Annotated in this window: 27 protein-coding genes; 6 read left to right on the top strand and 21 right to left on the bottom strand. The window is 67.7% G+C overall.

The annotated features are described in order from the left end of the window. Positions 1-17: 17 nt before the first annotated feature. Together gorA and rpiA are read right to left on the bottom strand one after the other, a co-directional pair. Complete coding sequence (gene gorA, locus ASV56_RS01480) at positions 18-1,418, bottom strand: glutathione-disulfide reductase (RefSeq protein ID WP_062560490.1); 1,401 nt, start codon at positions 1,416-1,418, stop codon at positions 18-20. Further along, the gene (gene rpiA, locus ASV56_RS01475) at positions 1,415-2,140 is read right to left on the bottom strand and encodes a ribose-5-phosphate isomerase RpiA (protein WP_062560489.1); all 726 of its coding nucleotides are present in this window, start codon (positions 2,138-2,140) and stop codon (positions 1,415-1,417) included. The genes gorA and rpiA overlap by 4 nt, the downstream gene beginning before the upstream one ends. A gap of 158 nt (positions 2,141-2,298) precedes the next feature. Between rpiA and ASV56_RS01470 the strand changes: the two genes are divergently transcribed. From ASV56_RS01470 to ASV56_RS01460, 3 genes are read left to right on the top strand one after another with little or no spacing between them, the layout of a single operon-like run. Next, a complete protein-coding gene (locus tag ASV56_RS01470) occupies positions 2,299-3,441 on the top strand; it encodes a bifunctional 2-C-methyl-D-erythritol 4-phosphate cytidylyltransferase/2-C-methyl-D-erythritol 2,4-cyclodiphosphate synthase (RefSeq protein ID WP_062562187.1) in 1,143 nt (380 codons plus the stop codon). 4 nt (positions 3,442-3,445) lie between these two features. Beyond that, positions 3,446-3,943, top strand: a complete 498-nt coding sequence (locus tag ASV56_RS01465) for a phosphatidylglycerophosphatase A family protein (protein ID WP_062560488.1) — start codon at positions 3,446-3,448, stop codon at positions 3,941-3,943. Beyond that, positions 3,940-4,407 (top strand): CinA family protein, encoded by a 468-nt coding sequence (locus ASV56_RS01460; RefSeq protein ID WP_082724694.1) that lies wholly within the window; start codon positions 3,940-3,942, stop codon positions 4,405-4,407. Before ASV56_RS01465 ends, ASV56_RS01460 begins: the two co-directional genes overlap by 4 nt. Here the strand turns inward: ASV56_RS01460 and ASV56_RS01455 are convergent. The 10 genes from ASV56_RS01455 to ASV56_RS01410 form a co-directional block, all read right to left on the bottom strand. Beyond that, positions 4,404-5,447 carry a threonine aldolase family protein gene (locus tag ASV56_RS01455; RefSeq protein WP_062560487.1) on the bottom strand — a complete coding sequence of 348 codons (1,044 nt, stop codon included), beginning with the start codon at positions 5,445-5,447 and terminating at the stop codon, positions 4,404-4,406. The two genes, ASV56_RS01460 and ASV56_RS01455, sit on opposite strands and share 4 nt — an antisense overlap. Then, positions 5,444-5,884, bottom strand: coding sequence for a YcgN family cysteine cluster protein (locus tag ASV56_RS01450; RefSeq protein WP_062560486.1), 441 nt, complete (start codon positions 5,882-5,884; stop codon positions 5,444-5,446). The genes ASV56_RS01455 and ASV56_RS01450 overlap by 4 nt, the downstream gene beginning before the upstream one ends. Next, positions 5,884-6,813, bottom strand: a complete 930-nt coding sequence (locus ASV56_RS01445; protein WP_062560485.1) for a bifunctional riboflavin kinase/FAD synthetase — start codon at positions 6,811-6,813, stop codon at positions 5,884-5,886. The genes ASV56_RS01450 and ASV56_RS01445 overlap by 1 nt, the downstream gene beginning before the upstream one ends. 32 nt (positions 6,814-6,845) lie before the next feature. Next, a complete protein-coding gene (locus ASV56_RS01440) occupies positions 6,846-7,289 on the bottom strand; it encodes a MaoC family dehydratase (protein WP_026155430.1) in 444 nt (147 codons plus the stop codon). Between the two features lie 116 nt (positions 7,290-7,405). Then, positions 7,406-8,275: a TIGR01459 family HAD-type hydrolase gene (locus tag ASV56_RS01435; protein ID WP_062560484.1), complete on the bottom strand. Its 870-nt coding sequence runs from the start codon at positions 8,273-8,275 to the stop codon at positions 7,406-7,408. 19 nt (positions 8,276-8,294) lie between these two features. Further along, positions 8,295-9,215 carry a manganese-dependent inorganic pyrophosphatase gene (locus ASV56_RS01430; RefSeq protein ID WP_062560483.1) on the bottom strand — a complete coding sequence of 307 codons (921 nt, stop codon included), beginning with the start codon at positions 9,213-9,215 and terminating at the stop codon, positions 8,295-8,297. 65 nt (positions 9,216-9,280) lie between these two features. Continuing rightward, the gene (locus ASV56_RS01425; protein WP_062560482.1) at positions 9,281-9,922 is read right to left on the bottom strand and encodes a DUF1345 domain-containing protein; all 642 of its coding nucleotides are present in this window, start codon (positions 9,920-9,922) and stop codon (positions 9,281-9,283) included. Then, the gene (locus tag ASV56_RS01420) at positions 9,923-10,258 is read right to left on the bottom strand and encodes a DUF4440 domain-containing protein (protein WP_062560481.1); all 336 of its coding nucleotides are present in this window, start codon (positions 10,256-10,258) and stop codon (positions 9,923-9,925) included. It lies immediately after the preceding gene. Continuing rightward, positions 10,248-11,291 (bottom strand): TraB/GumN family protein, encoded by a 1,044-nt coding sequence (locus ASV56_RS01415; RefSeq protein WP_062560480.1) that lies wholly within the window; start codon positions 11,289-11,291, stop codon positions 10,248-10,250. The genes ASV56_RS01420 and ASV56_RS01415 overlap by 11 nt, the downstream gene beginning before the upstream one ends. A gap of 73 nt (positions 11,292-11,364) precedes the next feature. Next, positions 11,365-12,663 carry a glycosyltransferase family 4 protein gene (locus tag ASV56_RS01410; RefSeq protein ID WP_062560479.1) on the bottom strand — a complete coding sequence of 433 codons (1,299 nt, stop codon included), beginning with the start codon at positions 12,661-12,663 and terminating at the stop codon, positions 11,365-11,367. A 193-nt stretch (positions 12,664-12,856) separates the two neighbouring features. On the opposite strand from ASV56_RS01410, the gene ASV56_RS01405 reads away from it, so the two are divergent. After that, entirely contained in the window at positions 12,857-13,144 is a 288-nt protein-coding gene (locus ASV56_RS01405) for a co-chaperone GroES (protein WP_018000357.1), read from the top strand. 39 nt (positions 13,145-13,183) lie between these two features. Then, on the top strand, positions 13,184-14,821 hold the full coding sequence (groL, locus tag ASV56_RS01400; protein WP_018000356.1) for a chaperonin GroEL: 1,638 nt from the start codon (positions 13,184-13,186) through the stop codon (positions 14,819-14,821). Between the two features lie 57 nt (positions 14,822-14,878). Here the strand turns inward: groL and ASV56_RS01395 are convergent, their stop codons facing one another. Genes ASV56_RS01395 through ASV56_RS01380 form a run of 4 tightly spaced genes read right to left on the bottom strand, consistent with a single transcriptional unit; the run spans position 14,879 to position 18,379 of the window. Then, positions 14,879-15,703 (bottom strand): metal ABC transporter permease, encoded by an 825-nt coding sequence (locus tag ASV56_RS01395; RefSeq protein WP_062560478.1) that lies wholly within the window; start codon positions 15,701-15,703, stop codon positions 14,879-14,881. Then, a complete protein-coding gene (locus tag ASV56_RS01390; protein ID WP_062560477.1) occupies positions 15,700-16,557 on the bottom strand; it encodes a metal ABC transporter permease in 858 nt (285 codons plus the stop codon). Before ASV56_RS01390 ends, ASV56_RS01395 begins: the two co-directional genes overlap by 4 nt. Continuing rightward, positions 16,554-17,465, bottom strand: coding sequence for a manganese/iron ABC transporter ATP-binding protein (locus tag ASV56_RS01385; RefSeq protein WP_062560476.1), 912 nt, complete (start codon positions 17,463-17,465; stop codon positions 16,554-16,556). The genes ASV56_RS01390 and ASV56_RS01385 overlap by 4 nt, the downstream gene beginning before the upstream one ends. A 14-nt stretch (positions 17,466-17,479) precedes the next feature. Then, on the bottom strand, positions 17,480-18,379 hold the full coding sequence (locus ASV56_RS01380) for a metal ABC transporter substrate-binding protein (protein ID WP_062562185.1): 900 nt from the start codon (positions 18,377-18,379) through the stop codon (positions 17,480-17,482). 269 nt (positions 18,380-18,648) lie between these two features. Between ASV56_RS01380 and ASV56_RS01375 the strand changes: the two genes are divergently transcribed. After that, positions 18,649-19,143 (top strand): BrnA antitoxin family protein, encoded by a 495-nt coding sequence (locus ASV56_RS01375; RefSeq protein WP_062560475.1) that lies wholly within the window; start codon positions 18,649-18,651, stop codon positions 19,141-19,143. A gap of 362 nt (positions 19,144-19,505) precedes the next feature. Here the strand turns inward: ASV56_RS01375 and ASV56_RS01370 are convergent, their stop codons facing one another. The 5 genes from ASV56_RS01370 to ASV56_RS01350 form a co-directional block, all read right to left on the bottom strand. After that, the gene (locus ASV56_RS01370) at positions 19,506-20,438 is read right to left on the bottom strand and encodes an IS5 family transposase (protein WP_062560474.1); all 933 of its coding nucleotides are present in this window, start codon (positions 20,436-20,438) and stop codon (positions 19,506-19,508) included. Between the two features lie 341 nt (positions 20,439-20,779). Beyond that, positions 20,780-24,112 (bottom strand): carbamoyl-phosphate synthase large subunit, encoded by a 3,333-nt coding sequence (gene carB, locus ASV56_RS01365; protein ID WP_062560473.1) that lies wholly within the window; start codon positions 24,110-24,112, stop codon positions 20,780-20,782. 177 nt (positions 24,113-24,289) lie between these two features. Beyond that, complete coding sequence (locus ASV56_RS01360; RefSeq protein WP_062560472.1) at positions 24,290-24,811, bottom strand: TIGR00645 family protein; 522 nt, start codon at positions 24,809-24,811, stop codon at positions 24,290-24,292. A 133-nt stretch (positions 24,812-24,944) separates the two neighbouring features. Beyond that, complete coding sequence (locus ASV56_RS01355; RefSeq protein WP_062560471.1) at positions 24,945-25,514, bottom strand: hypothetical protein; 570 nt, start codon at positions 25,512-25,514, stop codon at positions 24,945-24,947. A gap of 72 nt (positions 25,515-25,586) precedes the next feature. Continuing rightward, positions 25,587-26,306, bottom strand: a complete 720-nt coding sequence (locus tag ASV56_RS01350; RefSeq protein ID WP_062560470.1) for a sulfate/molybdate ABC transporter ATP-binding protein — start codon at positions 26,304-26,306, stop codon at positions 25,587-25,589. Positions 26,307-26,312 lie beyond the last annotated feature (6 nt).

Below are 26,312 nucleotides of genomic sequence, written 5' to 3'. Positions count from 1 at the left end.
TGCCTTCGGTCGAAAAATCAAGCCGATGCGTCGGCTTTGTCGGAATTGTCATCGCCGACGCGGCGCGTGGGCTTGCGCATGGTCACCAGCTCCTCGGCCAGCGTCGGATGCACGGCGATCGCCGCGTCGAAATCGGCCTTGGTGGCGCCCATGCCCATGGGGATCGCGACCATCTGGATCATCTCGCCGGCCTCGGGTCCGAAGATGTGGCAGCCAAGCACCCTGTCGGTCTCGGCATCCACGATCAGCTTCATCGCCGCCCGTGCGTCCGAGCCCGCGAAAAGCGAGCGCATCGGCCGGAAGCTGGCGACATAGACCAGCGCCGGGCCGCGCGCGGCGGCTTCCTCTTCGGTCAGGCCGACCGTCGCCAGCTCGTGCGGGCGGGTATAGACGGCGCTGGCGACCAGGCCGTGATCGACCTTGCGCGGCTTGGCGCCAAAGACGGTATCGGCGAAGCTGTGGCCCTCGCGGATCGCGACCGGGGTCAGGTTCACCCGGTCGGTCACATCGCCCACGGCATAGATCGAGGGCACCGAGCTTTGCGACCATTCGTCCACCACGATCTCGCCCTTGCGGCCCAGCCTGACGCCGGCCTGTTCCAGCCCCAGCCCCTTGGTATAGGGCGCGCGGCCGGTGGCGAAGATCACCGCGTCGAAGACTTCGCTGCTGCCATCGGCGAAATCGACGCGGCGCGCCTCGCCCTCGGCCGCCAGCCGGACCGGGTTGCTTTCCAGCCGCAGGTCCACGCCGATCATGCGCAGCTGCTCGGTGGCATGGCGGCGCATCTCGCCGTCGAAGCCGCGCAGCACCGCGTCGCCGCGATAGGACAGCGTGGTCTGGCAGCCCAGGCCCTGCAGGATGGTGGCGAATTCGCAGGCGATGAAGCCGCCGCCCACCACCAGCACCCGGCCCGGCAGGTCGTCCAGCAGGAACAGGTCGTCCGAGATCAGCCCCAGCTCCTCGCCCTCGATGCCGGGCAGCGCGGGCCGGCCGCCGGCCGCGATCAGGATATGCTTGGCGGTCAGGCGCTGGCCGTCGGCCAGTTCGACGGTATGGGCATCGGCCAGCCGTGCACGCTGTTTGTGGATGTCCACGTTCGCGGCGGCCAGGCCGCCGGTATAGGCCCCTTCCAGCCGGGTCAGCTCGGCATCCAGCTTGTGGCGGAACATGGTCCAGTCGAAGGCGCCGGCGCCGGCGGTCTGCCAGCCATAGCCGCGCGCCTCGGCGGCATGGGCCTCGGCCTGGCTGGCGAAGATCATCAGCTTCTTGGGCACGCAGCCACGGATGACGCAGGTGCCGCCCATGCGGCTTTCCTCGGCCAGGCCGACGCGGGCGCCGTATTCGCTGGCCGCGATGCGCGCCGCGCGCACCCCGCCCGAGCCGCCGCCGATGACGAACAGGTCATAGTCGAAAGTCATTCGATATCCTCACGCAGCAGTTCCACCACCGAACCGTCGGGACAGCCGATGATCGCAAGCTGGCAGATATTCAGGAACAGCCCGTGTTCAACCACCCCGGCGATGGCCGAAAGCCGCCGCGCCAGCGCCTGCGGGTCCGGGATCGTTTCCAGCGCGAGGTCGAGGATGTAGTTGCCCTCATCCGTCAGCAGGGTTTCGCCGTCGCGCTTGCGCAGCAGGATCGGGCGATGCGTCAGCCCCAGGTCGTCCAGCGCGCGCTGGATCTGCGTCTTGGTGGTCTGGCAGCCGAAGGGAATCACCTCGACCGGCAGGTGGAAGGCGCCGAGCCGGTCCACGACCTTGCCCTGGTCCGCGATCACCACCATGCGGTCCGAGGCGGTGGCGACGATCTTTTCGCGCAGATGCGCCGCGCCGCCGCCCTTGATCAGGTTCAGGTCCGGGTCGACCTCGTCGGCGCCGTCGATGGTCAGGTCGAGCCAGCCGATGTCGTTCAGATCCTCGACCCTGAGGCCCAGCGAGGTCGCAAGCTCGGCCGTGGCCTTCGAGGTCGCGGCGCAGCGCAGATCGAACCCTTCCTCGGCGACCCGCTGCGCCAGGCGGCGCACGAAGATCGCGGCGGTCGAGCCGGTGCCCAGGCCCAGCCGCATGCCGGGCTGGACCAGCGCCACGGCAGCGCGCGCGGCGGCGTCCTTGGAAAGATCGGTCTGGGCGGGGTCGGTCATGGCGAAATCCTTGGCAGGGGCCCGTCGCGGGCGGTCGCGAATCTTATAGGACGAAAGCGCGCGCCTGGGCCATGGCCGGCGGCGATTTTCCCCTGCGGCAATACGCGGGCGGCGCTGGCGATTGCCTCGCGCGGGCGGCTGACCTAAAGCTTGCCGCCATGAGAATACCCGACACATATGCCGTCATCATCACCGCCGCCGGCCGCGGCACCCGCGCGGGCGCGGGGTTGCCCAAGCAATGGCGCAGGCTGTCCGGCGCCACGGTGCTGGCGCGCAGCATCGCGGCCTTCGCGGATTTTCCGCGCATCGTGGTGACGCTGGCGCCCGAGGACATGGCGCGCGGCGTGGCCGAGCTGTCCGGGCCGGTGACGCTGGTCGCCGGCGGCGCCACCCGCGCCGAAAGCGTGCGCGCGGCGCTGGAAAGCCTGTCCGGCAGCGGCGTGACGCATGTGCTGATCCATGACGGCGCCCGGCCGCTGGTTTCCCCCACGGTGATCGAGGCCGTGGTGCAGGCGCTGGCCCAAGGCGCGCCCGCCGCCGCGCCCGCCCTGCCCGTCACCGATGCGCTGTGGCGGGCCGAGGGCGGTCTCGTGCAGGCCACCGCCGCGCGCGACGGGCTTTATCGCGCCCAGACCCCGCAGGGTTTCGCGCTGGCGCCGATCCTGGCCGCGCATCGCGCCGGCCCGACCGACGCCGCCGACGACGTCGAGTTAGCAATCCGCGCCGGCATCCCGGTCACGGTGACGCCCGGTGACGAGGACAATTTGAAACTGACCTATGGCGCCGATTTCAAGCGCGCGCGCCGGATTCTGGAGGGGACCATGGACATCCGCCTGGGCAACGGCTTCGACGTGCACGCCTTTACGACCGGCGATCATGTCTGGCTGTGCGGCGTGAAGATCGCGCATGACAAGACGCTTCTGGGCCATTCCGACGCCGATGTGGGCATGCACGCGCTGACCGACGCGATCTATGGCGCGCTGGCGCAGGGCGACATCGGCCGGCATTTCCCGCCCTCGGACCCGCAATGGAAGGGGGCCGAGAGCCATATCTTTCTGCGCCACGCCGCGGAGCTGGCGCGGCAGATGGGTTATGAGATCTCGAATGCCGACGTGACGCTGATCTGCGAGCGGCCCAAGGTCGGCCCCCATGCCGGCGCCATGGCGCTGCGCCTGTCCGAGATCACCGGCGTCGAGTTCGACCGCATCAGCGTCAAGGCCACCACCTCGGAACGGCTGGGCTTTACCGGGCGCGAGGAAGGCATCGCCGCCATCGCCACCGCAACCCTGATCCGCAGGTGACGCCATGGAGAGACTGATCGCCACATTCTTCGGCATCGGCCGGCTGAAGCCCGCACCCGGCACCTGGGGCTCGGCCGCCGCCGTGGTGCTGGGGGTCGTGGCCTACGAATGGCTTTCGCCCTGGCTGGTGCCGGCAGGCTTCGTGCTGGCGACCGTCCTGGGCTTCTGGGCGGTGCCGCGCGTGCTGGCGGTCAGCGCCGACAAGGACCCGTCCTGGGTGGTGATCGACGAGGTCGCCGGGCAATGGCTGGCGATGAGCTTCACGGTGATCCCGCTGGCGCGGCAAGGCGCCTCGATCCTCGACGCCTGGCCGGGCTATGTCGCGCCCTTCCTGCTGTTCCGGCTGTTCGACATCTGGAAGCCCTGGCTGGTCGGACGCGCCGACCGCAGGGGCGACGCGACCGGGCTGATGCTGGACGACCTGTGGGCGGGCTTGTTCGCCGGCGTGGCCTCGGTCATCCTGGCCGGGCTTTACCATGCCGTGCTGGAGCCGATGCTGTGACCGATCCCGCCCTTGTCCTCGACCTGGCACGCCGGCGCGGCGTGATGATCGCCACCGCCGAAAGCTGCACCGGCGGACTGATCGCCGGTCGGCTGACCGATGTGCCGGGCTCGTCGGATGCGGTCGATCGCGGCTTCGTCACCTATTCCAACGCCGCCAAGGTCGAGATGCTGGGCATCCGCCCCGAGACGCTGGAAGCCCATGGCGCCGTCAGCGAGGAGATCGCGGCCGAGATGGCGGCCGGCGCGCTGGCGCGGTCCCGTGCCGGCATCGCCGTGGCGGTGACGGGCATCGCCGGGCCGGGCGGCTCCGAGCACAAGCCCGAGGGCCGGGTCTGTTTCGGCATCGCCGATGCGGCGGGCGTCAGGACCGAGACGGTCGAGTTCGGCCCGCGCGGCCGGGCCGAGGTGCGGGCCGCGACGGTCGCGCATGCGCTGGCACTGCTGGCGGCCGCGCTGCGCTAGGCCAGCGCCCGCAGCGCGTCCTCGACATCCTCCAGCCGCGTGTCCCAGCCGCAGACCAGCCGGATGCTGACCGGATCCTCGCCCGTCTCGTCCTGGGTATGCGGCCAGAGGTGATAGCAGATGCCGCTGGCGCAGGCCCGGCGATGCAGCTCGCGCGGGATGGTGGCAAAGACCGCGTTGGTCTCGACCCGCTGGTCGATGCGCACGCCCGGCAGCCGCGACAGCCCCAGCGCCAGCTCATGCGCCATGGCATTGGCGTGGCGCGCCAGTTGCAGCCACAGGTCGCCCTCGAGCCAGCCCAGAACCTGCGCCGACAGGAAGCGGTGCTTCGAGACCAGCCCGCCGCCGCGCTTGCGGCGAAAGCCGAATTCCTCGGACCTGGCCGGGTCGAAGATCACCACCGCCTCGACCGCCATGCAGCCGTTCTTGGTCGCGCCCAGCGACAGGATGTCGACGCCGGCGCGCCAGGTCAGGTCGGCCGGCGCCACGTCGAGGCCCGCCAGCGCATTGGCGAAACGCGCGCCGTCCATGTGGACGCCCAGGCCGGCGTCGCGGGCGATGGACGCCAGCGCCGCGACCTCGTCGGGGCTGTAGGCGGTGCCCCATTCGGTGGCGTTGGTCAGGGACAGCGCGGCATTGACCCCGGCATGCACGCCTTCGCGGCCATGCGCCACCAGCGTCTCGGCCAGTGCCTCGGGGGTGATCTTGCCGCCGGTGCCGGGAATGCCCACCAGCTTGGCGCCGCCGGTGAAGAACTCGGGCGCGCCGGTCTCGCTGGTCTGGATATGCGCGGTCTCGTGGCAGAAGACCTTGCCCCAGCCCGGCGCCAAGAGCGACAGCGACAGCGCATTGGCCGCCGTGCCCGAGGTCACGAAATGCACCGCCGCCTCGGGCGCGTCGAAGAGTTCCCGCACCCGGTCCTGCGCCGCCTGGGTGATGCGATCCGCGCCGTAGGAGGGGACATGACCCTCGTTCGCCGCCGCCAGGGCCGCCATGATCCGGGGATGCACGCCGCCGGCATTGTCCGAGGCAAAATTCATGACAGATCCTCGATGATGTAATCGTCCCAGTCGTCCTCGGTCACCGAGGTCTCGCTGACGGTCCAGCCGCGCACCGAGGCGCCGGCGCGATGGATCGATTCGCGGTCCCCCGAGATCAGATAGTGCCAGTCGTAGAGCGGCTTGCCCTCGGCACGCAACCTGTAGGCGCAGGTCGCGGGCAGCCACCAGGCGATCTCGCGCAGCTTCTTCGGGGTCAGGACGACGCAATCGGGAACGAAATCATGGCGGTTCGGGTAGCTGGAGCATTGGCAGCTTTCGCCGTCCAGCAACCGGCAGGCGACCCGGGTAAAGGCCAGCTCGCCGGAGTCCTCGTATTCGATCTTGTTGAGGCAGCATTTGCCGCAGCCGTCGCAGAGCGCCTCCCATTCCGCCTTGTCGAGGTTTTTCAGCGGCAGTTCCCAGAACTTGGGGCGCATCAGCGGGTCGCCAGGATCTCGCGCGCGCTCTGGCTGTCGCGGTCCATCTGCGCCACCAGCGCATCGAGGCTGTCGAACCTGGCCTCGGGGCGCAGGTATTCGACCAGCGCCACCGACAGGTGCTGGCCATAGAGGTCGGCGTTGAAGTCGAAGATATGCACTTCCAGGTTCGGGCGGTTCACCCCGAACATCGGCCGCACGCCCAGGCTGGCCACGCCCTTGTAGCTGCCGCGGTCCGGGCCGGTCAGCACGTCGACCAGCACGGCATAGACCCCGAGCTGCGGCAGGTGCAGCCCCTCGACCGCCATGTTCGCGGTGGGATAGCCCAGGTCGCGGCCGCGCTTGTCGCCATGCAGCACCTCGCCGTCGATGCGGTGCCAGTGGCCCAGCATGCGCTCGGCGTCGCGGGTGCGGCCCTGGGCCAGGGCCTGGCGGATCGCGGTCGAGCTGTATTCGACCGCGCCGTCGCCGATCAGCGGCGCGACGGTGACGCCGAAGCCCAGCTCGGCCCCGAGTTGGGTCAGCGTCTGCGCGCTGCCCGAGCGTTGGCGGCCGAAGCAGAAATCGGCGCCGACGGTGACATGGCGGATGCCAAGGCCGCCGACCAGCACCTCGCGGGCGAAATCCTCGGGCGCGAAGCCGGCCAGCACCGCGTCGAAGGGCAGTTCATACAGGTGATCGACCCCCAGCCGCGCCAGCCGGTTCGCGCGCGATTCCGCGTTCATCAACCGGAAGGCCGGGCCATCGCCGGCGAAGAACTGGCGCGGATGCGGCTCGAAGGTGATGACGCCCAGGGGCGCGTCGCAGGCGGCGCGGGCGGCGTCGATGACGGAGCGGTGCCCCAGGTGCACGCCGTCGAAATTGCCCATGGCGACGCTCGCGCCACGGGCATCGAGCGGCAAGGCTTTCCAGTCGTGATGGATGCGCAAGCGGCCCCCCGGTGGGCCGCAGACCGGCCCGGTCAGTCGAATTTGCGGCTTGGCGCCAGAACGACCGCCTCGCCTTTCAGAACGACCGTATCACCGACAAGGCAGCGGGTTGCAAGGGTCACGCGGCGTTTCGCGTGGTCGATGGCATCGACCGTCACCTCGGCCCGCACCAGGTCGCCGGGGCGCACCGGGGCCATGAATTTCAGCGTCTGGCCCAGGTAGACCGTGCCATGGCCGGGCAGCTGTTCGCCGATCACCGCCGAGATCAGCCCGGCAGTCAGCATGCCATGGGCGATGCGCCCCTCGAAGATGGTGTCGCGGGCGTAATCCTCGTCCAGATGCACCGGGTTGCGGTCGGTCGAGACGGCCGCGAACATCTCGATATCCTCGTCCGTCACCACCTTTTGCAGGTAGCGCATCATCCCGACTTCCAGATCCTCAATGACGATGGTGCCGCGCGGAAGATTGTCCAGCATCATTCAATGCCCCCGGTGAGTAGCTTCATGCTGCATAGCAGCACCGGAGGCCTCGCGCAATAAAATAATGCATCCTGACAAAAAACGGACCGATTATTACCGGCCCGTTTTGCAGCTCAGCGCAGCCGGCCGATGCTGTAGCGCGGGGCCTCGGCCCGCATCGCCAGCCATTCCTCGAGCATGGCCGGGTCGGGGTTTTCCACGTCGGGGCCGAATTCGGCCGCCGCCAGCCCGCCGGTGACGAAGAGCGCGTCGATCCCCTCGCCCGCGGCGCCGGGAATGTCGGTGGCGATGCCGTCGCCCACCGCCAGGATGCGGGCATTGTCGTCGATGCCCAGCCGGCGGCGCGCCAGGTCATAGATCGGCGGATGCGGCTTGCCGAAATACAGCGCCTCGCCGCCCAGGTCCTGATACATCTCGGCCAGCGCGCCGGCGCAATAGACCCGCTTGTCGCCCAGGTCCACCACCACGTCGGGATTGGCGCACAGAAGCTTCAGCCCGCGCTCGCGCGACAGGATCAGCCGGGTGCGGTAATCCTCGGGCACCTCGGTCAGGTCGTCGAACAGGCCGCAGCAGACGATTCCCTCGGCCTCGGTCATGGGCACGCGCTGGATCGGGGGCGCGTCCTGCCACTCCTCGGGGATGTCGGTGAAGAAGCCCTCGTCCTTGTCCTGGGCGATGGCCCAGACCCGGCGGCCGACGGCGCCGGCGAACATCGCGTCCTGCGCGGCGTCGCCGGAGCTGACCACCAGATCCCAGGCGTCGCGCGGCACGCCCATGCGGTCGAGCTGCTCGGCGACGTATTTCCACGGCCGCGGCGCATTGGTCATCAGCACCACGCGCCCGCCGCCGGCACGGAAAGCCTGCAGCGCCGCGATCGCCGCGGGCCAGGGCGCCTTGCCGTTGTGCAGGCAGCCCCAGAGATCGCAGAACAGGACGTCGTAATGGGTGCCGACCTCGGCCAGCGAGCGGATGATCTGCGTCATGGAGATGCCTTCTTTTCGTTCAGACCGCGAGCGCGGGGATGATCTGCTTCTTGCGCGACATGATGCCGGGCAGGACGACCGTGTCGCTGCTGACGGTGGCGTTGAAGCTTTTCTCGGCCACGGTCTTCACGAAGTCGTTCGGGACCAGGAGCGTCGCTTCCTCGTTCAGGATGTCGACGATGAACAGCAGCACCTCGTCGGCGCCATCGGCGGCGGCGACGCCCGGCATGGCGGCCATCAGCGCGCCCTTGCGGTCCAGCAGCACCTGCGGCGCCGTGGTTTCCAGCACCGAGACGCGCAGCTGCTTGCCGCCGAGTTCGTATTCCTTGCTGTCCATGCGCAGCAGCGCCTCTTCGGTAAAGGCCGACACGTCGGACTTGGCCGCGAACATCTCGGCCGCGTATGCGGGGATCGAGACGCCCAAGTCACGCGCGATCTTCTCGGCTACCCAGCGGTCATGCGGCGTGGTGGTCGGGCTGCGGAACTCCAGCGTGTCGGACAGGATGCAGGTCAGCATGGCGCCCTTGACGCCGCGCGGGGCGCGGGCCAGCGCCTCGTCGCCGATCAGGTCGTGCATGATCGTTGCGGTGCAGGCCAGCGGGCGGATGGTGATGCTGATCGGCAGCTTCGTCTTGATGCCGCCGGCCAGCAGGTGGTGGTCGATGATCTCGATCACCTCGGCCGAGGCCAGCGATTCGGGCAGCTCGGCGGGGTTGTTGGTGTCCACGATCACGCAGCGGTCGCCGGCAGCCACGTCGGCGATGATCGCGGGCTTGTCGAGGTTCCACTTGGTCAGCATCCAGGCGGCCTCGGTGTTCGGCTCGCCCTGCAGCACGGCGACGGCGGGCTCCTTGCGGATCTCGGACAGATACCAGGCCCAGATGATGGGCGAGCCGGTCGAGTCGGTGTCGGGGGCCTTGTGGCCGAAAACCTTGATCATGCTGATCCCCTGAGATTGGGCGGAAAATTCGCGCGGGTTATAGGGCGCGGGGCCGGGAATGTCTATCAACCCAAGGCCAGCGCCGCATTCAGCGCCAGGGCCAGCAGCACGGTGTTGTAGTAGAACGAGAAGGCCGAATGCAGCAGCGTGATCCGCCGCGCCTGGCTGTCCAGCGCGGTCACGTCGGCGGTCTGCGCCGCCATGCCCAGCGTGAAGCTGTAGTAAAGGAAATCCCAGATCGTCGCGTTCTGGCCCTCGGGCAGGCCGGGAAAGCCGAGGTTGCGCTTTTCGCGCCCGTCCGGGCGGCGGGCATACCAGAGGCTGGCATAGTGAAAGGCCATGACCGTGTGGATCATCGCCCAGCCCAGCGGCACCGAGGCCAGCGCAAAGGCCGGCCGCAGCCAGAAGCCGGAATGCGGGTCGCGGATGGTCAGCAGGATCGCCACCAGGCTGATCGCGACCGAGCCGAAGGCGATGGGGACGATGACGCTCATGCCCTCGTCGTCGCGGTCGGCATGGCCGCGCATGATCTCGACCGTCATGCGCCGGACCAGAAGCCCGGACAGCAGCAGGTAGCACAGGCAGAAGGTGACCGAGAACAGCAAAAGCCGGTCCAGCGCCTGCATCCGCCAGGCGCCCAGGCCCACCGCCAGCCCCAGCGCGAAGCTCAGCAGAAAGCGCAGGTGGCGCCGCAGGTCGTGCAGCATCTAGGCCGGGGTCTGCTGGTGCTGGACGATGCGCCAGTCGCCGTCGCGGCGGATCCAGGTGGTGGTGCAGAGCGCGCGATAGGTCTCGGCCCCGGCGCGGCGGGCGGTGGCGTGATAGGCGAGCACGCAGAGCACGTCGGTCTCGATGGCGGCGCGGTCGCTCATGGTGACCTCCTGCCAGCGCGGGGCCGCGGACAGGTTTTCGACCACCCGGCGCCGGGTCAGGATACCCGTCGGCGCAAAGGCCATCAGGCAGGCGTCGTCGAGCTTGCGCGCCGCCTCGGCCGCGCCCGAGAGCCAGAATTCACGTTCCTCGCGCCACAGATCATCCGCCATCGCCTATCCCCTCCACCGTGACCGGGCTGATGGTCCAGCCCCTGTTTTGCAAGAGCTGCAGCACGCCATGCCGGCCCGGCAGGTGCAGCGCGCCAAAGCCCGCGACCACGCCCTTGCCCTGGCGGGCGGCGTCGGCCGCTGCCTGTTCAATGGGTTGGATCCAGCTTTCGTTCCGCTGGTCCATCAGCTTTTCCTGCGCCAGCCGCATCTGCCGGTCCACCTCGGCCCGGCTGAGGCCCGAGTTTTCATAGGCGTCGAAGCGGCCGAATTCCCAGATCAGCCAGCTGTCGCCGGCGAAATAGCTGTCGCTGAGCGTGGTCGCGTAATCGTCGGCATAGGCGGCGGCGGGCATGGCGGCGCGGATCATGTCCTCTTCCTCCTTGGGGGTCATGTCTCGGAACAGGGTGAAGACGGTGTCCCAGGGCTCCAGCGCCCGCACCGGCACGTCGGCCGCCTCGGCCCGGGCGATCAGCAGGTGGTCGAGCCCGCCGGCATCGCCCCGCGCCTCGACCATGCGCTTCATGCAGGGCGAGATGCCGAGCATGACCGCGACATACCAGGGCCGCAGCTTGCTGGCGATCAGCGCGGGCAGGCCGCGATCCTCGAGCGCGGCCGAGAGCGCCTGCCAATCCGCCTCGCCCAGCCGCTCGGGCAGGGTCGGGCCGGTGGTATCGACGACCAGGGTCGGGTCGGCGGCCATGGCCTCGGCAAGCTTCGCCTCCTCGGCCGGGCCGGCCTCGACCAGCAGGGCGGCGGCGCGGTCGATCTCGGGCCCGAAGCGGGCCATGGTCCGCTCGTGGCGCGGATCAGCGAAGTGATAGGTGCCGAGCAGCAGCACATGGCTGTCGCCCTTGCCCGCGCGCCAGAACAGGCCCTTGTGATGGGGCACGGCATCGGTCGCGGCGCGCAGCTGCGCCAGCCGCTCGGGCGCCATGTCGTCGAACAGATTGCGCCCGACGCAGTCCTGCGCCGCCGCGGGCCAGGCCAGGGTCGCGGCGGCGATGAAGGCGGTCAGCAGGGATTTCAGGCGCATCGCGGGCTCCGGGCAGGTTCCGGCGCAGCATGGCACGGCGCCCCCCAAGGCACCAGAGCGGGCGCGCGCCAGCCTAGCGCGGCAGCGGCAGGTCCTGGGGCGGCGCCTGCCCCGCCAGCAGCGCCTGCCAGATCCGGGTGACTTGCGCGGCCTTGGCGGGCCAGGTGAAATCGCGCATCACCCGCGCCTGCCCCGCCGCTGCCATGCCCGGCAGCACGGCCGGATCGGCCGCAATGGCCTGCAGCCGCGCGCGCAGCCCGGCGACGATCTGCGCGCGGCTGCCCATGGCGATGCGGAAGCCCGTCGCATCGTCGACCAGCTCGCCCGGCCCGGCGTAATCGGCGATGACCGGCACCACGCCCAGGGCCATCGCCTCCAGCACCACGCCGCCGCCGAACTCCCGCACCGAGGGAAAGACCAAGAGTTGCGAGCGCGCCGCAATGGCCTGGACCTGGGCATGTTCAACCCAGCCGAGCAGGTTCACCACATCACCGACGCCTTCGCGCGCGACCAGATCACGCAGCTGGTCCATCTGCGGCCCGTCGCCGATGATGTCGAGCACCAGCGCGCCCGAGCGCAGCAGCGGCAGCGCCGCCTCGATCGCCATGTCGGCGCCCTTGTAGGGCACCAGCCGGCCGATGAAGCAGCCGCGCAGCGGCAGCGTGCCCGGCTGCGGCGCGGTCAGGCTGAAGCGCGCGGGGTCGATGGCGTTCTCCGGCAGCCAGACCGTCTTGGCGCGATGCTTCGCCGGGATCTCGCCCAGGGTATGCATCGAGCCGCAGATGATGGCACTGGCGTCGCGCAGCATCGCACCGCGCCCCGGCAGCGCCTTGTAGGCGCCGCGGATATAGGACAGCCACTCCTTTTCACGCCGCCGCTCGATGTCGAAGCCCTTGGGCCAGGGCACGCCGCCGTTCAGCGGCCCAAGGACGAAGGGCACCCCTGCCCGCTTGCAGCGCGGCGCAAGCAGGCTGTTCGCGGTCGGCGTCAGCGGCGTCACCCGATGCACGATGTCGAATTCGCCGGCGCGGATGCGGGCGCCGAAGGCGCGCCAGACCAGCCGCTCGAAATAGCCGTAGCCCAAGGTCGAAACGGCGGTCTTGATCGTCCAGCCGACGCCCTTGCCCATGCTGAGCCGCTCGGCCAGCCGCCACATCGGCGCGGCCAGCGCCTCGCTGTCGATGGCTGTGAAGTCGCGGCCCTCGACCAGGCCGGCGCGCAGGATCGCCTCGCGGTTGCGGACCTGGGTGACGATATGGACATCGGCCACATCGCGCAGCGCATGGGCCAGCGACCAGCCGACCAGCGGCACCGAAACCCATTCCGGGTTTGCCGCCTCGGCGATGACCAGAGCCTTGATGCGCCTCTCCACGATGCCGTCCCCCAGCCTGTGCCCCCTTCCGCGTAGCCGCGGCGCAGAAACCGCGTCAAGCGGATTTCGCAGCGAATTTTTCTGGAAGCCGGGCGTTGACAGGTGCCGGGGCTCTGCCTAGATGGGCGTCACTGGCACTCACCAAGACCGAGTGCCAACATCTTAAACCAACCTGTAACACCGGAGTGTTCACATGGCTTTCAAACCGCTGCACGACCGCGTTCTGGTCCGCCGCGTCCAGTCGGACGAAAAGACCAAGGGCGGCCTGATCATCCCCGACAGCGCCAAGGAAAAACCCGCCGAGGGCGAGATCGTCTCGGTCGGCGAAGGCGCGCGCAAGGATTCGGGCGAGCTGATCGCCCCGGCCGTGAAGGCCGGCGACCGCGTGCTGTTCGGCAAATGGTCGGGCACCGAGGTCACCGTCGACGGTGAAGAACTGCTGATCATGAAGGAAAGCGACATCCTGGGCATCATCGCCTGATCTCGCCTTCCCGCATAACCCATTACAGGAGTAGATAGAATGGCTGCGAAAGAAGTCCGGTTCAACACCGACGCCCGCGACCGCATGCTGAAAGGCGTGAACATCCTCGCCGATGCCGTGAAGGTCACGCTGGGCCCGAAAGGCCGCAACGTGGTGATCGACAAGTCCTTCGGCGCCCCGCGCATAACCAAGGACGGCGTCTCGGTCGCCAAGGAGATCGAACTGTCCGACAAGTTCGAGAACATGGGCGCGCAGATGGTCCGCGAAGTCGCGTCGCGCACCAATGACGAGGCCGGCGACGGCACCACCACCGCCACCGTGCTGGCCCAGGCCATCGTGAAAGAGGGCATGAAGGCGGTTGCCGCCGGCATGAACCCGATGGACCTGAAGCGCGGCATCGACGTCGCCACCGCGAAAGTGGTCGAGGCCATCAAGGCCGCCGCCCGCCCGGTCAACGACTCGTCCGAAGTGGCGCAGGTCGGCACCATCTCGGCCAACGGCGAAGCCTTCATCGGCCAGCAGATCGCCGAAGCCATGCAGCGCGTCGGCAACGAGGGTGTGATCACCGTCGAAGAAAACAAGGGCATGGAGACCGAAGTCGAAGTCGTCGAAGGCATGCAGTTCGACCGCGGCTATCTCTCGCCCTATTTCGTGACCAATGCCGACAAGATGGTCGCGGATCTGGAAGACGCCTATATCCTGCTGCACGAGAAGAAGCTCTCGTCGCTGCAGCCGATGGTCCCGCTGCTGGAAGCCGTGATCCAGTCGCAAAAGCCGCTGCTGATCGTCGCCGAAGACGTCGAAGGCGAGGCCCTGGCCACGCTGGTCGTCAACAAGCTGCGCGGCGGGTTGAAGATCGCTGCCGTCAAGGCGCCGGGCTTCGGCGACCGCCGCAAGGCCATGCTGCAGGACATCGCGATCCTGACCGGCGGCCAGGTGATCTCGGAAGACCTGGGCATGAAGCTGGAGAATGTCACCATCGACATGCTCGGCCGCGCCAAGAAGATCTCGATCAACAAGGACAACACCACCATCGTCGACGGCGCCGGTGAGAAGGCCGAGATCGAGGCCCGCGTGTCGCAGATCCGCCAGCAGATCGAGGAAACCACCTCGGACTACGACCGCGAGAAGCTGCAAGAGCGTGTTGCCAAGCTGGCCGGCGGCGTTGCCGTCATCCGCGTCGGCGGCATGACCGAGATCGAAGTGAAAGAGCGCAAGGACCGCGTCGATGACGCGCTGAACGCCACCCGTGCGGCGGTTCAGGAAGGCATCGTCGTCGGTGGCGGCGTGGCCCTGGTCCAGGGCGGCAAGGCGCTGGAAGGCCTGACGGGTGTGAACTCGGACCAGGATGCCGGCATCGCCATCGTCCGCCGCGCGCTGGAAGCCCCGATGCGCCAGATCGCCGAGAACGCCGGCGTCGACGGCGCCGTGGTGGCCGGCAAGGTTCGCGAGTCGAACGACAAGGCCTATGGCTTCAACGCCCAGACCGAAGAATATGGCGACATGTTCAAGTTCGGCGTGATCGACCCGGCGAAAGTCGTCCGCACCGCGCTGGAAGATGCGGCGTCGGTGGCTGGCCTGCTGATCACCACCGAGGCGATGATCGCCGAGAAGCCCGAGCCGAAGGCTCCGGCCGGTGGCATGCCCGACATGGGCGGCATGGGCGGCATGATGTAATCAGCCCCCGCCGCGTGGCGAAGGATCGGCCGTCCCGAAAGGGACGGCCTTTTCGATTCAGGCCGAGGCCCGGCGCTGCTGCGCGAGCCGGCGCAGGAAGGCCAGCACGAAGATCCCGGTCAGGATCAGCACGATGGTCGGCGCCGGCGCGCTGTCGAGCCAGAAGCTGGCATAGACCCCGATGAGCATCGCCGCCATGCAGATCGCGACCGCCACCGCCAGCATGCGGCCGAAGCTGCGCACCAGCAGGAAGGCGATGGCCCCCGGCGCGATCAGGAGCCCGACCGCCAGGATCAGCCCGGTCGCCGACATGGTGGCGACGATGGTCAGCGACAGCACCGTCAGCAGCCCGTAGTGCAGCAGCCCGACCGGCAGGCCCGAGGCCCGCGCCTGCGCCGGATCGAAGGCATGCAGCATCAGGTCCTTCCATTTCAGCAGCAGCACCGCCGCGACCGGCAGCGCGATCCCTAGCGCCAGCCGCAGATCCTGCGGCCCGACGCCCAGCATGTTGCCGAACAGGATATGGTCCAGATGCACGTCCGAGGTGATCGCGGTATAGATCACGATCCCCAGCCCGAACATGCCCGAGAAGACCACGCCCATCACCGTGTCCTGCTTGACCCGGCTGTTGCCCGACAGATAGCCGGTGGCCAGCGCCGTCACCATACCGGCGGTGAAGGCGCCCAGGATCAGCGGAAAGCCCCAGAGATAGGCCAGCACCACGCCCGGCAGCACGGCATGGCTGACCGCATCGCCCATCAGCGCCCAGCCCTTGAGCACCAGGAAGCACGACAGCAGCGCCGTCGGCACCGAGACGATCACCGCGATCAGGAAGGCATCTCGCATGAAGCCGAACTGAAAGGGCGCCAGAAGCTCGCTCATGGTGCGGCCTCCAGCGCGGCGCGGGCCTTGGCGCGGGCAGCGAGCAGCCCGTGCTTCGGCGCCCAGACGAAGGTCGCGAGGAAGATCAGCGTCTGCAGCACCACGATGATGCCGCCGGTGGCGCCGTCGAGGAAATAGGACAGATAGGCGCCGGTGAAGCTGGTGACCGTGCCGATGGCGACCGAGAGCCCGATCAGCCGCGGGAAGCGGTCGCAGATCAGATAGGCCGTCGCCCCCGGCGTCACCACCATGGCGATGACCAGGAAGGCGCCGACCGTCTGCATCGCCGCCACCACGCAGGCCGAAAGCAGCACGAAGAACACGGCCTTCAAGAGCCCCGGCCGCAGCCCGACCGAGCGCGCGTGGCTTTCGTCGAAGAAGACCACCATCAGGTCCTTCCATTTCGCCAGCAGCACCGCCAGCGAGACGAAGCCGATGATCGCCAGTTGCAGCGTATCGCCAGGGGTGATCGACAGGATATTGCCCATGGTGATGGTCTGGACCGAGATCGCCATCGGGTTGATCGAGACCATGAACAGCCCGAGCCCGAAGAAGCTGGTGAAGATCAGCCCGATCACCACATCGGGTTTCAGCCCCGAGCGGTCCGACAGGAACAGCATCGCCGCCGCCGCCAGCCCGCCCGACAGGAACGCCCCCAGCGCGAAGGGCAGGCCCAGCATATAGGCGCCGGCGACGCCCGGCACCACGGAATGCGACAGCGCGTCGCCGATCAGCGACCAGCCCTTGAGCATCAGATAGGCGGACAGGAACGCGCAGACCCCGCCGACCAGCGCCGAGACCCACATGGCATTGGTCATGTAGAGATAACTGAAGGGCTCCAGCAGCAGGCTCATTCCGCGCCCTCCTCCGGCTTTCCGGCCGTATGGGTGCGGTCGCCGTATTGCACCAGCGGGCGCTCGTCGTCGGTCAGGATGGTGACGCGGCGCGGGTCGTCGTCGTCATGGAGCCGCGTGCCGCCCAGGGTAAAGCGGCGCAGCACGCCGCCAAAGGCGGTTTCCAGGTTCTCGCGGGTGAAGGTGGTCTCGGTCGGGCCGTAAGCCAGCACCGTGCCCTTGACCAGCACCACCCGGTCGCAGAACTCTGGCACCGAGCCCAGGTTGTGGGTCGAGACCAGCATCACCCGCCCCTCGTCGCGCAGTTCGCGCAACAGCGCGATGATCTGGTCCTCGGTCTTGACGTCGACGCCGGTAAAGGGCTCGTCCAGCAGGATGACGCGGCCGTCCTGCGCCAGGGCGCGGGCCAGGAAGACGCGCTTCTTCTGGCCGCCCGAAAGCTCGCCGATCTGGCGGTGGCGGTAGTCCTGCATGTTCACCCGCGCCAGCGCCGCATCCACGGCGTCGCGGTCGGCCTGGCGCGGGATGCGCAGGAAACCCATGTGGCCATAGCGGCCCATCATCACCACGTCCTCGACCAGCACGGGGAAGGACCAGTCCACTTCCTCGGCCTGCGGCACATAGGCGACCTGGTTGCGCTTCAGCGCCTCGCGCACCGTCATGCCCAACAGGCGGATCTCGCCCGCGGCGGCCGGCACGAAACCCATGATCGCCTTGAACAGCGTCGATTTTCCGGCGCCGTTCACCCCGACCAAGGCCGTGACCGTGCCGCGCGGGATCTGGAAACTCGCATGGCGCAGCGCGGTCAGCCCGTTGCGATAGGTCACGGTCACGTCGCGGGCGTCGATGCCGCCGCCGGGGTCGGCCCGGTCGCTTTCTCCAAGCTCGGTCCTGATGTCGTCGCGCATCCCTGCTCCCTTGCTCAGTTGCCGGCGGCCAGACCCTTGGCCACGGTTTCGGTGGTGACCTTCAGCAGGTCGAGGTAGCTCGGCACCGGCCCGTCCGGTTCGGACAGGCTGTCGACATAGAGCACGCCGCCGTAATGCGCGCCGGTCTCGCGCGCGACTTGCTCGGCCGGGGCGGTGTTCACCGTGCTTTCGCAGAACACCACCGGGATCTGATGCGCGCGCACGCCGTCGATCACCGTGCGCACCTGGCGCGGCGTGCCCATCTGGTCCGAGTTCATCGGCCAGAGGTAGAGCTCCTTCAGCCCCAGGTCGCGCGCCAGATAGGGAAAGGCGCCCTCGCAGGTCACCAGCCAGCGCCGATCCTCGGGAATGGCCGCGATCTCGGCGCGCAGCGGCTCCAGCGCCGCGCGCAGCTGCTGCTTGTAGCCCTCGGCATTGGCGGCATAGGTCGCGGCATTCGCAGGATCCTGCTGCGCGAAGGCCTTGGCGATATTGTCGACATAGGCTTCGGCATTGGTCAGGCCCATCCAGGCATGCGGGTTCGGCTTGCCCTCATAGCCGCCGGCGGCGATCGGGATCGGCTCGATGCCGTCGGTCAGCGTGGCCGAGGGCACCTCGCCCAGGTTGGCCAGAAACTGCTGGAACCAGCGTTCCAGGTTCATGCCGTTCCACAGGATCAGGTCGGCGCCCTGGGCCCGGACGATGTCCTGCGGCGTCGGCTCGTAGCCGTGGATCTCGGCGCCCGGCTTGGTGATCGAGACCACCTCGGCCGCGTCCCCCGCCACATGCCGGGCCATGTCGGCCAGCACGGTGAAGGTGGTGACCACCTTCATCTTCTCCCCGGCCGCAGCCGAGGCCGCCATGAGCGCCATCGCCGCCACCGCACCAATCAGGCGCGCGCCTGTCCGAGCCATGCCCATCCCTTCCGGTTTCGCGGCGCAGCCTGCGCCGCCGATTCAGTTGCGAGTTGATCGCATATAGACATAGCGTCTTGCGCGCACATCGCAAGTGCAAATCAGTCGCAACTGGATGGAGGGCCGTGAAATCGGGCCGTGCCGCGGGTGCACCGGGCGTGCAGGCCGCGTACGCCGCGCGTACACCGGCAACGCGCGCCGCGTTAAGGCGCGGTTAACCCGTTGCGCCGAGCCTTGGGGTCGGTTTGGCACGGGCGTCGGAGGTCGGGATGGTCAGCAGGGCGGAAGAGCAGCGGCGGGTGAATTACCACTACATGGCGGACGCCATGCGGATGCTGGAATGGGACCTGCACCAGCGGCTGATGGAGGAGCTGCGCATCCCCGCGGAATGGCACGAGATCGCGCGCGAGAAGGGGCAGTCGAAGAAGACCCGGGTGACGATTCGGCTGGATGAGGAGGTGGTGAAATTCTTTCGCTCGACCGGGGTGGACTGGCAGCCTCGGCTGAACCGGGTGCTGTCGGTGTGGGTGCACGCCCGGCTGGCGGGGATGATCCGGGGGGCGGAGACGATGGATTACCTGAAGCGCCGGGTGGATGAGGGGCACGACGGGGCGCGGCCGCGCTGGGGGGATTTGCAGCGGATGGAGGAGGAGGCGCTGGGGGATGCGGCGACGCGGTTCGGCGAGGTGGGGGTGCCGATGGGGGTGGAGCGGGTGAGCTCGGCGGTGTTGCGGGTGGAGTTGGAGGGGAGAAGGGGGAAGTGAGGGGGTAAGCGGGTGATACAAAGGGACGTGCAAGCGGACTGACAGAACTGCGGCGTAGGAAATTGGAGGGCGGGCAAAACGGTCATTCGTTGAGAGTGTTCAACAGTCATGCCCTCAAGGCACAAAATCCCATAGCTGCCATTCCCCTGATCTGCAGCTGCTAAGTAGGCGATACTCTTTCCTCATAATTCCTCTAGAATACTTCTAGCAAGACCTCTATCTATGTAGAGAGATAAGTTGCTTCAGAGGAATGGAGTGCCCCCACTGAAGTGGTCCACCCACTGGGATAGAAATATCCTGTTCAGGAGGGCTCTGTTGCACAAATCGGCTTAAGGCCGAGGTTCCCCTTTCCCCGGACGGACTTATCCCACAGCTTCCGTGACGGGTATTCCGAGCGCGGTGTAGCCGTTCAGGACGGCGATGCGGACCTGGAGTTCGGCGACCTGTCGGTCGAAGTCCCGTGCCATGAGCCGCTGGCCCAGCAACTTGATACAATGCATCTTTGTCTCGACGCGGCTTCGGCGGTGGTATCCACACCATCGTCGCCAGAGCGCGCGGCCCAGGTATTTCGCCGCGCGCAGGGCCTCATTTCGGGCCACGGCTCCGGCGGTGATCGTCTTCCAGGGCTTCGCGTTCTTGCGGGGCGGGATGACGGCATGGGCACCGCGATCTGCAATCGCATCGTGGCATTTGCGCGTGTCGTAGGCGCCATCAGCCGTAACGCTACCGATTTCCTGGTCCTGCGGGATTTGGTCGAGAAGGTGGGGTAGGATGGGCGCATCACCGATGTGGCTCCCGGTGACTTCGACGGCCCGGATCTCCAACGTTTCTTCATCGATCCCAAGGTGGAGCTTGCGCCAGACGCGCCGTTTCGGGCCGCCATGCTTGCGTGCGTGCCACTCGCCTTCACCTTCGACCTTGATCCCGGTGCTGTCGACCAGCAGGTGCAACGGCCCCTTGGAGCCGCGGTAGGGGATGTTCACGGCCAAGGTCTTCTGGCGGCGAGATAGCGTGCTGAAGTCGGGCACCGTCCAGTTCAGGCCGACCAGCCGTAGCAGGCTCTCGACGAACCCGGTCGTCTGCCGGAGCGCCATGCCGAACAGCACTTTCATCGAGAGGCACGTCTGGATAGCGGCATCGCTGTAGGTCTGCTGGCGGCCACGCCTGCCTGTCGGCGCGGCATCCCAGCTCATCTCGGGGTCAAACCAGATCGTCAGCGAGCCCCGGCGCTTGAGTGCTTCATTGTAGGCTGGCCAGTTCCTGGTCTTGTAGGTCGGGGGTATGGGTCTGCTCATGCATCCCAGCTACCACCCTGGATTCGCGAGATGAATCCCTCACGCGATTTGTGCAACAGAGCCGTTCAAGGATGACTTGGAAAACGCGGCGTCATTAGGAACCTATCGCTCACCGTTGCTTAATTAAAAACGCGATATGCGAAACCGTCTATATGACGGCGTCGACATCGCCCCATTTACAACCTCAATTAATGGAAATACTGCGACAAGTGTGAATTTTCGGCTTAGGTAGGCTAGTAGAGAGGCCGTAGGGGCTCTGACGGCAAGCAAAGGGCCGAATTGGATAGGCCGCCCAAGTGGGCGGCCTTAGCTTGCAACTGCATAGTCAGTAACTCACCCGCTCAAGCCTGCAACGCCCTCACCCCAACTTCCCCTTCCCCACGCGACTTGATCGCCGCCACAGCCGCGATGCTCCCCGCCGCCGTGGTGTAATACGGGATCTTGTCGTTCAGCGCGACCGCCCGGATCTCGCGCGAATCGGCGATGGCCTGCGTGCCTTCGGTGGTGTTCAGCACCATGGCGATCTCGCCGTTCTTCAGCCGATCCACGATGTTCGGGCGGCCTTCGTAGACCTTGTTCACCAGTTCGGTCTCGACCCCGGCCTCGCGCAGGAAACGCGCGGTGCCCGAGGTGGCGACCAGCGCAAAACCCATCGCGGTCAGGTCGCGGGCGGCCTGGGCCAGCCCTTCGGTCTTGTCGGCGTCGCGGACCGAGATGAAGACTAGGCCCTCGGAAGGCAGCGTTGTCCCCGCCCCCATCTGCGCCTTCAGGAAGGCGCGGGCGAAGTTGCGGTCCCAGCCCATGACCTCGCCGGTCGAGCGCATTTCCGGGCCCAGAAGCGTGTCGACGCCGGGGAAGCGGGCGAAGGGCAGCACCGCCTCTTTGACCGAGAACCAGGGCGTGTTCGGGTCCGCCAGCGTCAGCGGGTCGGCGAAGGGCAGGCTGTCCTCGGGGCCGACGCCCTCGGGATAGGCGGGCCGCGCCGGGAAGTTCGCCATCGGCTCGCCCGCCATCAGGCGCGCTGCGATCGAGGCGATGGCGCTGTCGGTGGCCTTGGCGACGAAGGGCACGGTGCGGCTGGCGCGCGGGTTCACTTCCAACACGTAGATCGCGCCGTCCTTCAGCGCGAATTGCACGTTCATCAGCCCGACGACGTTCAGGGCGCGGGCCATGGCGACGGTCTGGACCTTCAGCTCGGCGATGGTGGCGGGGTCGAGCGTGTGCGGCGGCAGCGAACAGGCGCTGTCGCCGGAATGGACGCCGGCCTCCTCGATATGCTCCATGATACCGGCGACGTGGACGGTGCTGCCGTCCGAGAGCGCGTCGACATCGACCTCGATGGCGCCCGAGAGGTAGCTGTCGAGCAGCACCGGGCTGTCGCCCGAGACCTTGACTGCCTCGCGGATATAGCGGTTCAGCTGGTCCATGTCGCGGACGATCTCCATCGCGCGGCCGCCGAGCACATAGGAGGGGCGGATGACCAGCGGGAAGCCGATGCGCTCGGCGATCTCAATGGCTTCGGCGTCGGAATGGGCGATGCCGTTGATCGGCTGCTTCAGGCCCAGGTCATTCAAGAGCTTCTGGAAGCGCTCGCGGTCCTCGGCCAGGTCGATGGCGTCGGGCGTGGTGCCGAGGATCGGGATGCCCTCCTCCTCCAGCGCATTGGCCAGTTTCAAGGGCGTCTGGCCGCCGAACTGGACGATGACGCCGTGCAGCGTGCCGTTCTCCTGCTCGATGCGCAGGATTTCCAGGACGTGCTCCAGCGTCAGGGGCTCGAAATAGAGGCGGTCCGAGGTGTCGTAGTCGGTCGAGACCGTCTCGGGGTTGCAGTTGACCATGATCGTCTCGTAGCCGGCCTTGGTCAGCGCGAAACAGGCGTGGCAGCAGCAATAGTCGAACTCGATGCCTTGGCCGATCCGGTTCGGGCCGCCGCCCAGGATCACCACCTTCTTGCGGTCGCTGGGCCGGGCCTCGTTCTCGACGTCGCCCATCGCCGGGGCTTCATAGGTCGAATACATATAGGGGGTCTGGGCCTCGAACTCGGCGGCGCAGGTGTCGATGCGCTTGAAGACCGGGTGCAGGTCATGGGCGCGGCGCGCCTCGCGCACCGATTTCTCGCCGGCGCCGGTCAGCGCCGCCAGCCGCGCGTCGGTGAAGCCCATCATCTTCAGCCGGCGCAGGCCCTCGGCATCCTGGGGCAACCCGCCCGCACGCACGGCATTCTCGGCCTCGACGATCTCGCGCAGCCGCGCCAGGAACCAGGGGTCGAAGGCGGTGGCGTGCTGGATCTCGTCATCGCTCAGCCCGTGGCGCATGGCTTGGGCGATCAGCCGCAGCCGGTCGGGGGTCTGGGCGCTGATCGCCTTGATGACGGCGGCCTTGTCGGGCGCGCCGGGGATCTCGATATCGTCAAGGCCGGTCAGGCCGTTCTCCATCGAGGCCAGGGCCTTTTGCAGCGATTCGTGGAAGCTGCGGCCGATGGCCATGACCTCCCCCACGGATTTCATCGCCGTGGTCAGCTCGGGCTTGGAGCCGGGGAATTTCTCGAAGGCAAAGCGCGGGATCTTGGTCACGACATAGTCGATCGAGGGCTCGAACGATGCCGGCGTCACCTTGGTGATATCGTTGTCCAGCTCGTCCAGCGTATAGCCGACGGCGAGCTTCGCCGCGATCTTGGCGATGGGGAAGCCGGTCGCCTTCGAGGCCAGCGCCGAGGACCGCGACACGCGCGGGTTCATCTCGATCACCACCATGCGGCCGTCCTTGGGATTGACCGCCCATTGCACGTTCGAGCCGCCGGTCTCGACGCCGATCTCGCGCAGCACGGCGATCGAGCCGTTCCGCATGCGCTGATATTCCCGGTCGGTCAGGGTCAGCGCCGGGGCGACGGTGATGGAATCGCCGGTATGCACGCCCATCGGGTCGACGTTTTCGATCGAGCAGACGATGATGGCGTTGTCGGCGCGGTCGCGCACCACTTCGAACTCGTATTCCTTCCAGCCCAGCAGGCTTTCGTCCACCAGCACCTGCGCCACCGGCGAGGCCTCCAGCCCCGAGCGCACGATGCGTTCGTAATCGTCGCGGTTATAGGCGACGCCGCCGCCGGTGCCGCCCAGGGTGAAGGCCGGGCGGATGATCGCCGGCAGGCCGATCTCTTCCAGATCGACCATGGCCTGGGCGATCCCCGCGGCGATGTCATACTTGCCGCTCGCCAGCTTCGGCGCGGCGACGATGGTGGCGCGGGGGTTTTCCAACCCGATGCGGTCCATGGCCTCGCGGAACAGCTTGCGGTCCTCGGCCATCTCGATGGCGGCGCGCTGCGCGCCGATCAGCTCGACGCCATAGCGGTTCAAGACGCCCATGTCGGCCAGCGCCAAGGCCGTATTCAGCCCGGTCTGCCCGCCCATGGTCGGCAGCAGCGCGTCGGGCCGTTCCTTGGCGATGATCTTTTCCACCACCTCGGGGGTGATCGGCTCGATATAGGTGGCGTCGGCCATCTCGGGATCGGTCATGATCGTGGCGGGGTTCGAGTTCACCAGGATGACCCGGTAGCCCTCTTCGCGCAGCGCCTTGCAGGCCTGGGCGCCGGAATAGTCGAATTCGCAGGCCTGGCCGATGACGATGGGCCCGGCGCCGATGATCAGGATGGACTTGATATCGGTTCTCTTCGGCATGGCGGTCCCTCGGGCTTGCGGCTGATAAATCGTCCGGGGTTATAGCCGTGGCGGGCCAAGGCGCAAGGGTCCGCACCGCGCCCCTTGGGAAAAAAGCCGGGCGCCGCCCATCGGGCGACGCCCCTGCCCTTCTTCGTTCTGCAAATACCCATGCAACCGCGCGACCGGGCGGGTGCGTCACGCCTTGGGCGCGCGCTTCTTCAACCCCTTGCCATGGTTCGAGATCCAGTCCATCGCCGCCAGCAGCACGCCCGAGACGACGAAGACCAGGTGGATCACCACCATCCAGCGGATCTGGTCGGGGGCATATTTGCCGACATCCATGAACACCTTCAGCAGGTGGATGCCCGAGATCGCCACGATCGAGGCCACCAGCTTCAGCTTCAGCCCCGAGAAATCGACCTCGCCCTGCCATTCCGGCCGGTCCTCGTGCGCGCTCAGGTTCATGCGGCTGACGAAATTCTCGTAGCCGGAAAAGATCACGATCAGCAGCAGGTTCGCCGCCAGGCTCAGGTCGATCAGCGCCAGCACCCCCAGCACCGCGTCGTTCACGGTCATCACCGGCAGGATCTGCACCAGGTGCCAGAACTCCAGGCCAAAGACCCAGAGCAGCAGCAGAAGCGACAGCGACAGGCCGACATATATCGGCGCCATCAGCCAACGGCTGGCGAAAAGACTGCGTTCGATCAGGTGCTCCATGTCGTCCCTCGTTATGCGTCGCAGCCGATCTAGTCACGCCGCAGCGCGGCGAAAACCCCCCGCCTGCATGCGCGCGGCCGGAAACGGATTCTTCGTTGTGCAAATACCCCTGCGGCCGGGCCGCTGCCGCAGGTCAGTCCAGGCTGTCGTAATGGCGCAAGATCCACAGGATGTCATAGGCCAGCCAGGCCAGCCCCACCGCCATGACCTGCCGCGGGCCGCGGGCCCGCAGCGCCAGGGCGGCGGCCAGCACGCCCAGCACCAGCCGCAGCGGGTATTCCCAGCCCAGAGCCGCCAGATAGTCGCGGCCCTTCAGCGCGGTATCGAAGAAATCGAAGGCGAAGGACAGCGCGAACAGCCCGTAGAAACCGCGCCGGCGGCGCATGAAGAAGGCCTCGGTCTCGGCATGGTCGGCATTGCCGTCGGGAAAGATCAGCGTCGCCATCAGGAAGAAGATCGCCGTATAGGCCAGCACGAAGACATAGATGCCGAAATGCCAGCTTTCGACCCGGCGCAGGGCGAATTCCCACCACCAGAAATGCACCGCCCCGGTCAGCAGCACGAAGGCCCAGACGATCTGCGCCGCCATGCCCTCGGTCCGCGCCGGCTGCTGGATGCGGCGCGACAGGCCCGAAAGCACCCGGGTGATGGCCAGCCCCAGGATCATGCTGACCAGAACCCGCAGATGGCCATAGGCTTCCATCGACCCGTCCCTTGCTGCCGCGCCTTGCCGGATGCTAGCCGGCAAGGCGCGGACGGGAAAGGCCGACGCGCGTCACGCCGCGATGAATTCCCGCACGAAGGGCGTCGCCGGGCGGGCGCGGATGTCCTGCGGCCGGCCGATCTGCTCGATCCGGCCCATGGACATCACCACCACCAGGTCGGCCAGTTCCATGGCCTCGTCCTGGTCATGGGTGACGAAGACCGTGGTCAGGCCGGTGGTGTCGTGGATCTCGCGCAGGCCCTGGCGCAGTTCCTTGCGCACGCGGGCGTCAAGCGCACCGAAGGGCTCGTCGAGCAGCAGCATGCGCGGCTCGATGGCCAAGGCGCGCGCCAGGGCGACGCGCTGGCGCTGGCCGCCCGACAGCTGGCTCGGGAAGCGCCGGGCGATCTGCGGCAGCTGGATCAGGTCCAGAAGCTTCGACACCCGGCGCTGGATCTCGGCCGCAGGCGGGCGCGAGGCGCGCGGGCGGGCGCGCAGCCCATAGGCGATGTTCTCGAACACCGTCATGTGCTTGAACAGCGCGTAGCTCTGGAACACGAAGCCCGCGCGCCGTTCCTGCACGGTCATGCCGGTCGCGTCCTGGCCGTCGAACAGCACCCGGCCGGAACTCGGGAATTCCAGCCCGCCCAGGATGCGCAGAAGCGTGGTCTTGCCCGAACCCGAGGGCCCCAGAAGCGCCACCAGCGCCCCCGAGGGGATGGCCAGGCTGACCGGCCTCAGGGCCGTGGTGGCGCCGAATTCCTTGGCGATCTCGTCGATCTCGATATGCATCGGACA

This window comes from Paracoccus aminovorans (genome assembly GCF_001546115.1).
Taxonomy (GTDB): domain Bacteria; phylum Pseudomonadota; class Alphaproteobacteria; order Rhodobacterales; family Rhodobacteraceae; genus Paracoccus; species Paracoccus aminovorans_B.
The sequence above is the reverse complement of the archived record's forward strand: the minus strand, read 5'-3'. Positions and strand labels throughout refer to the sequence as shown.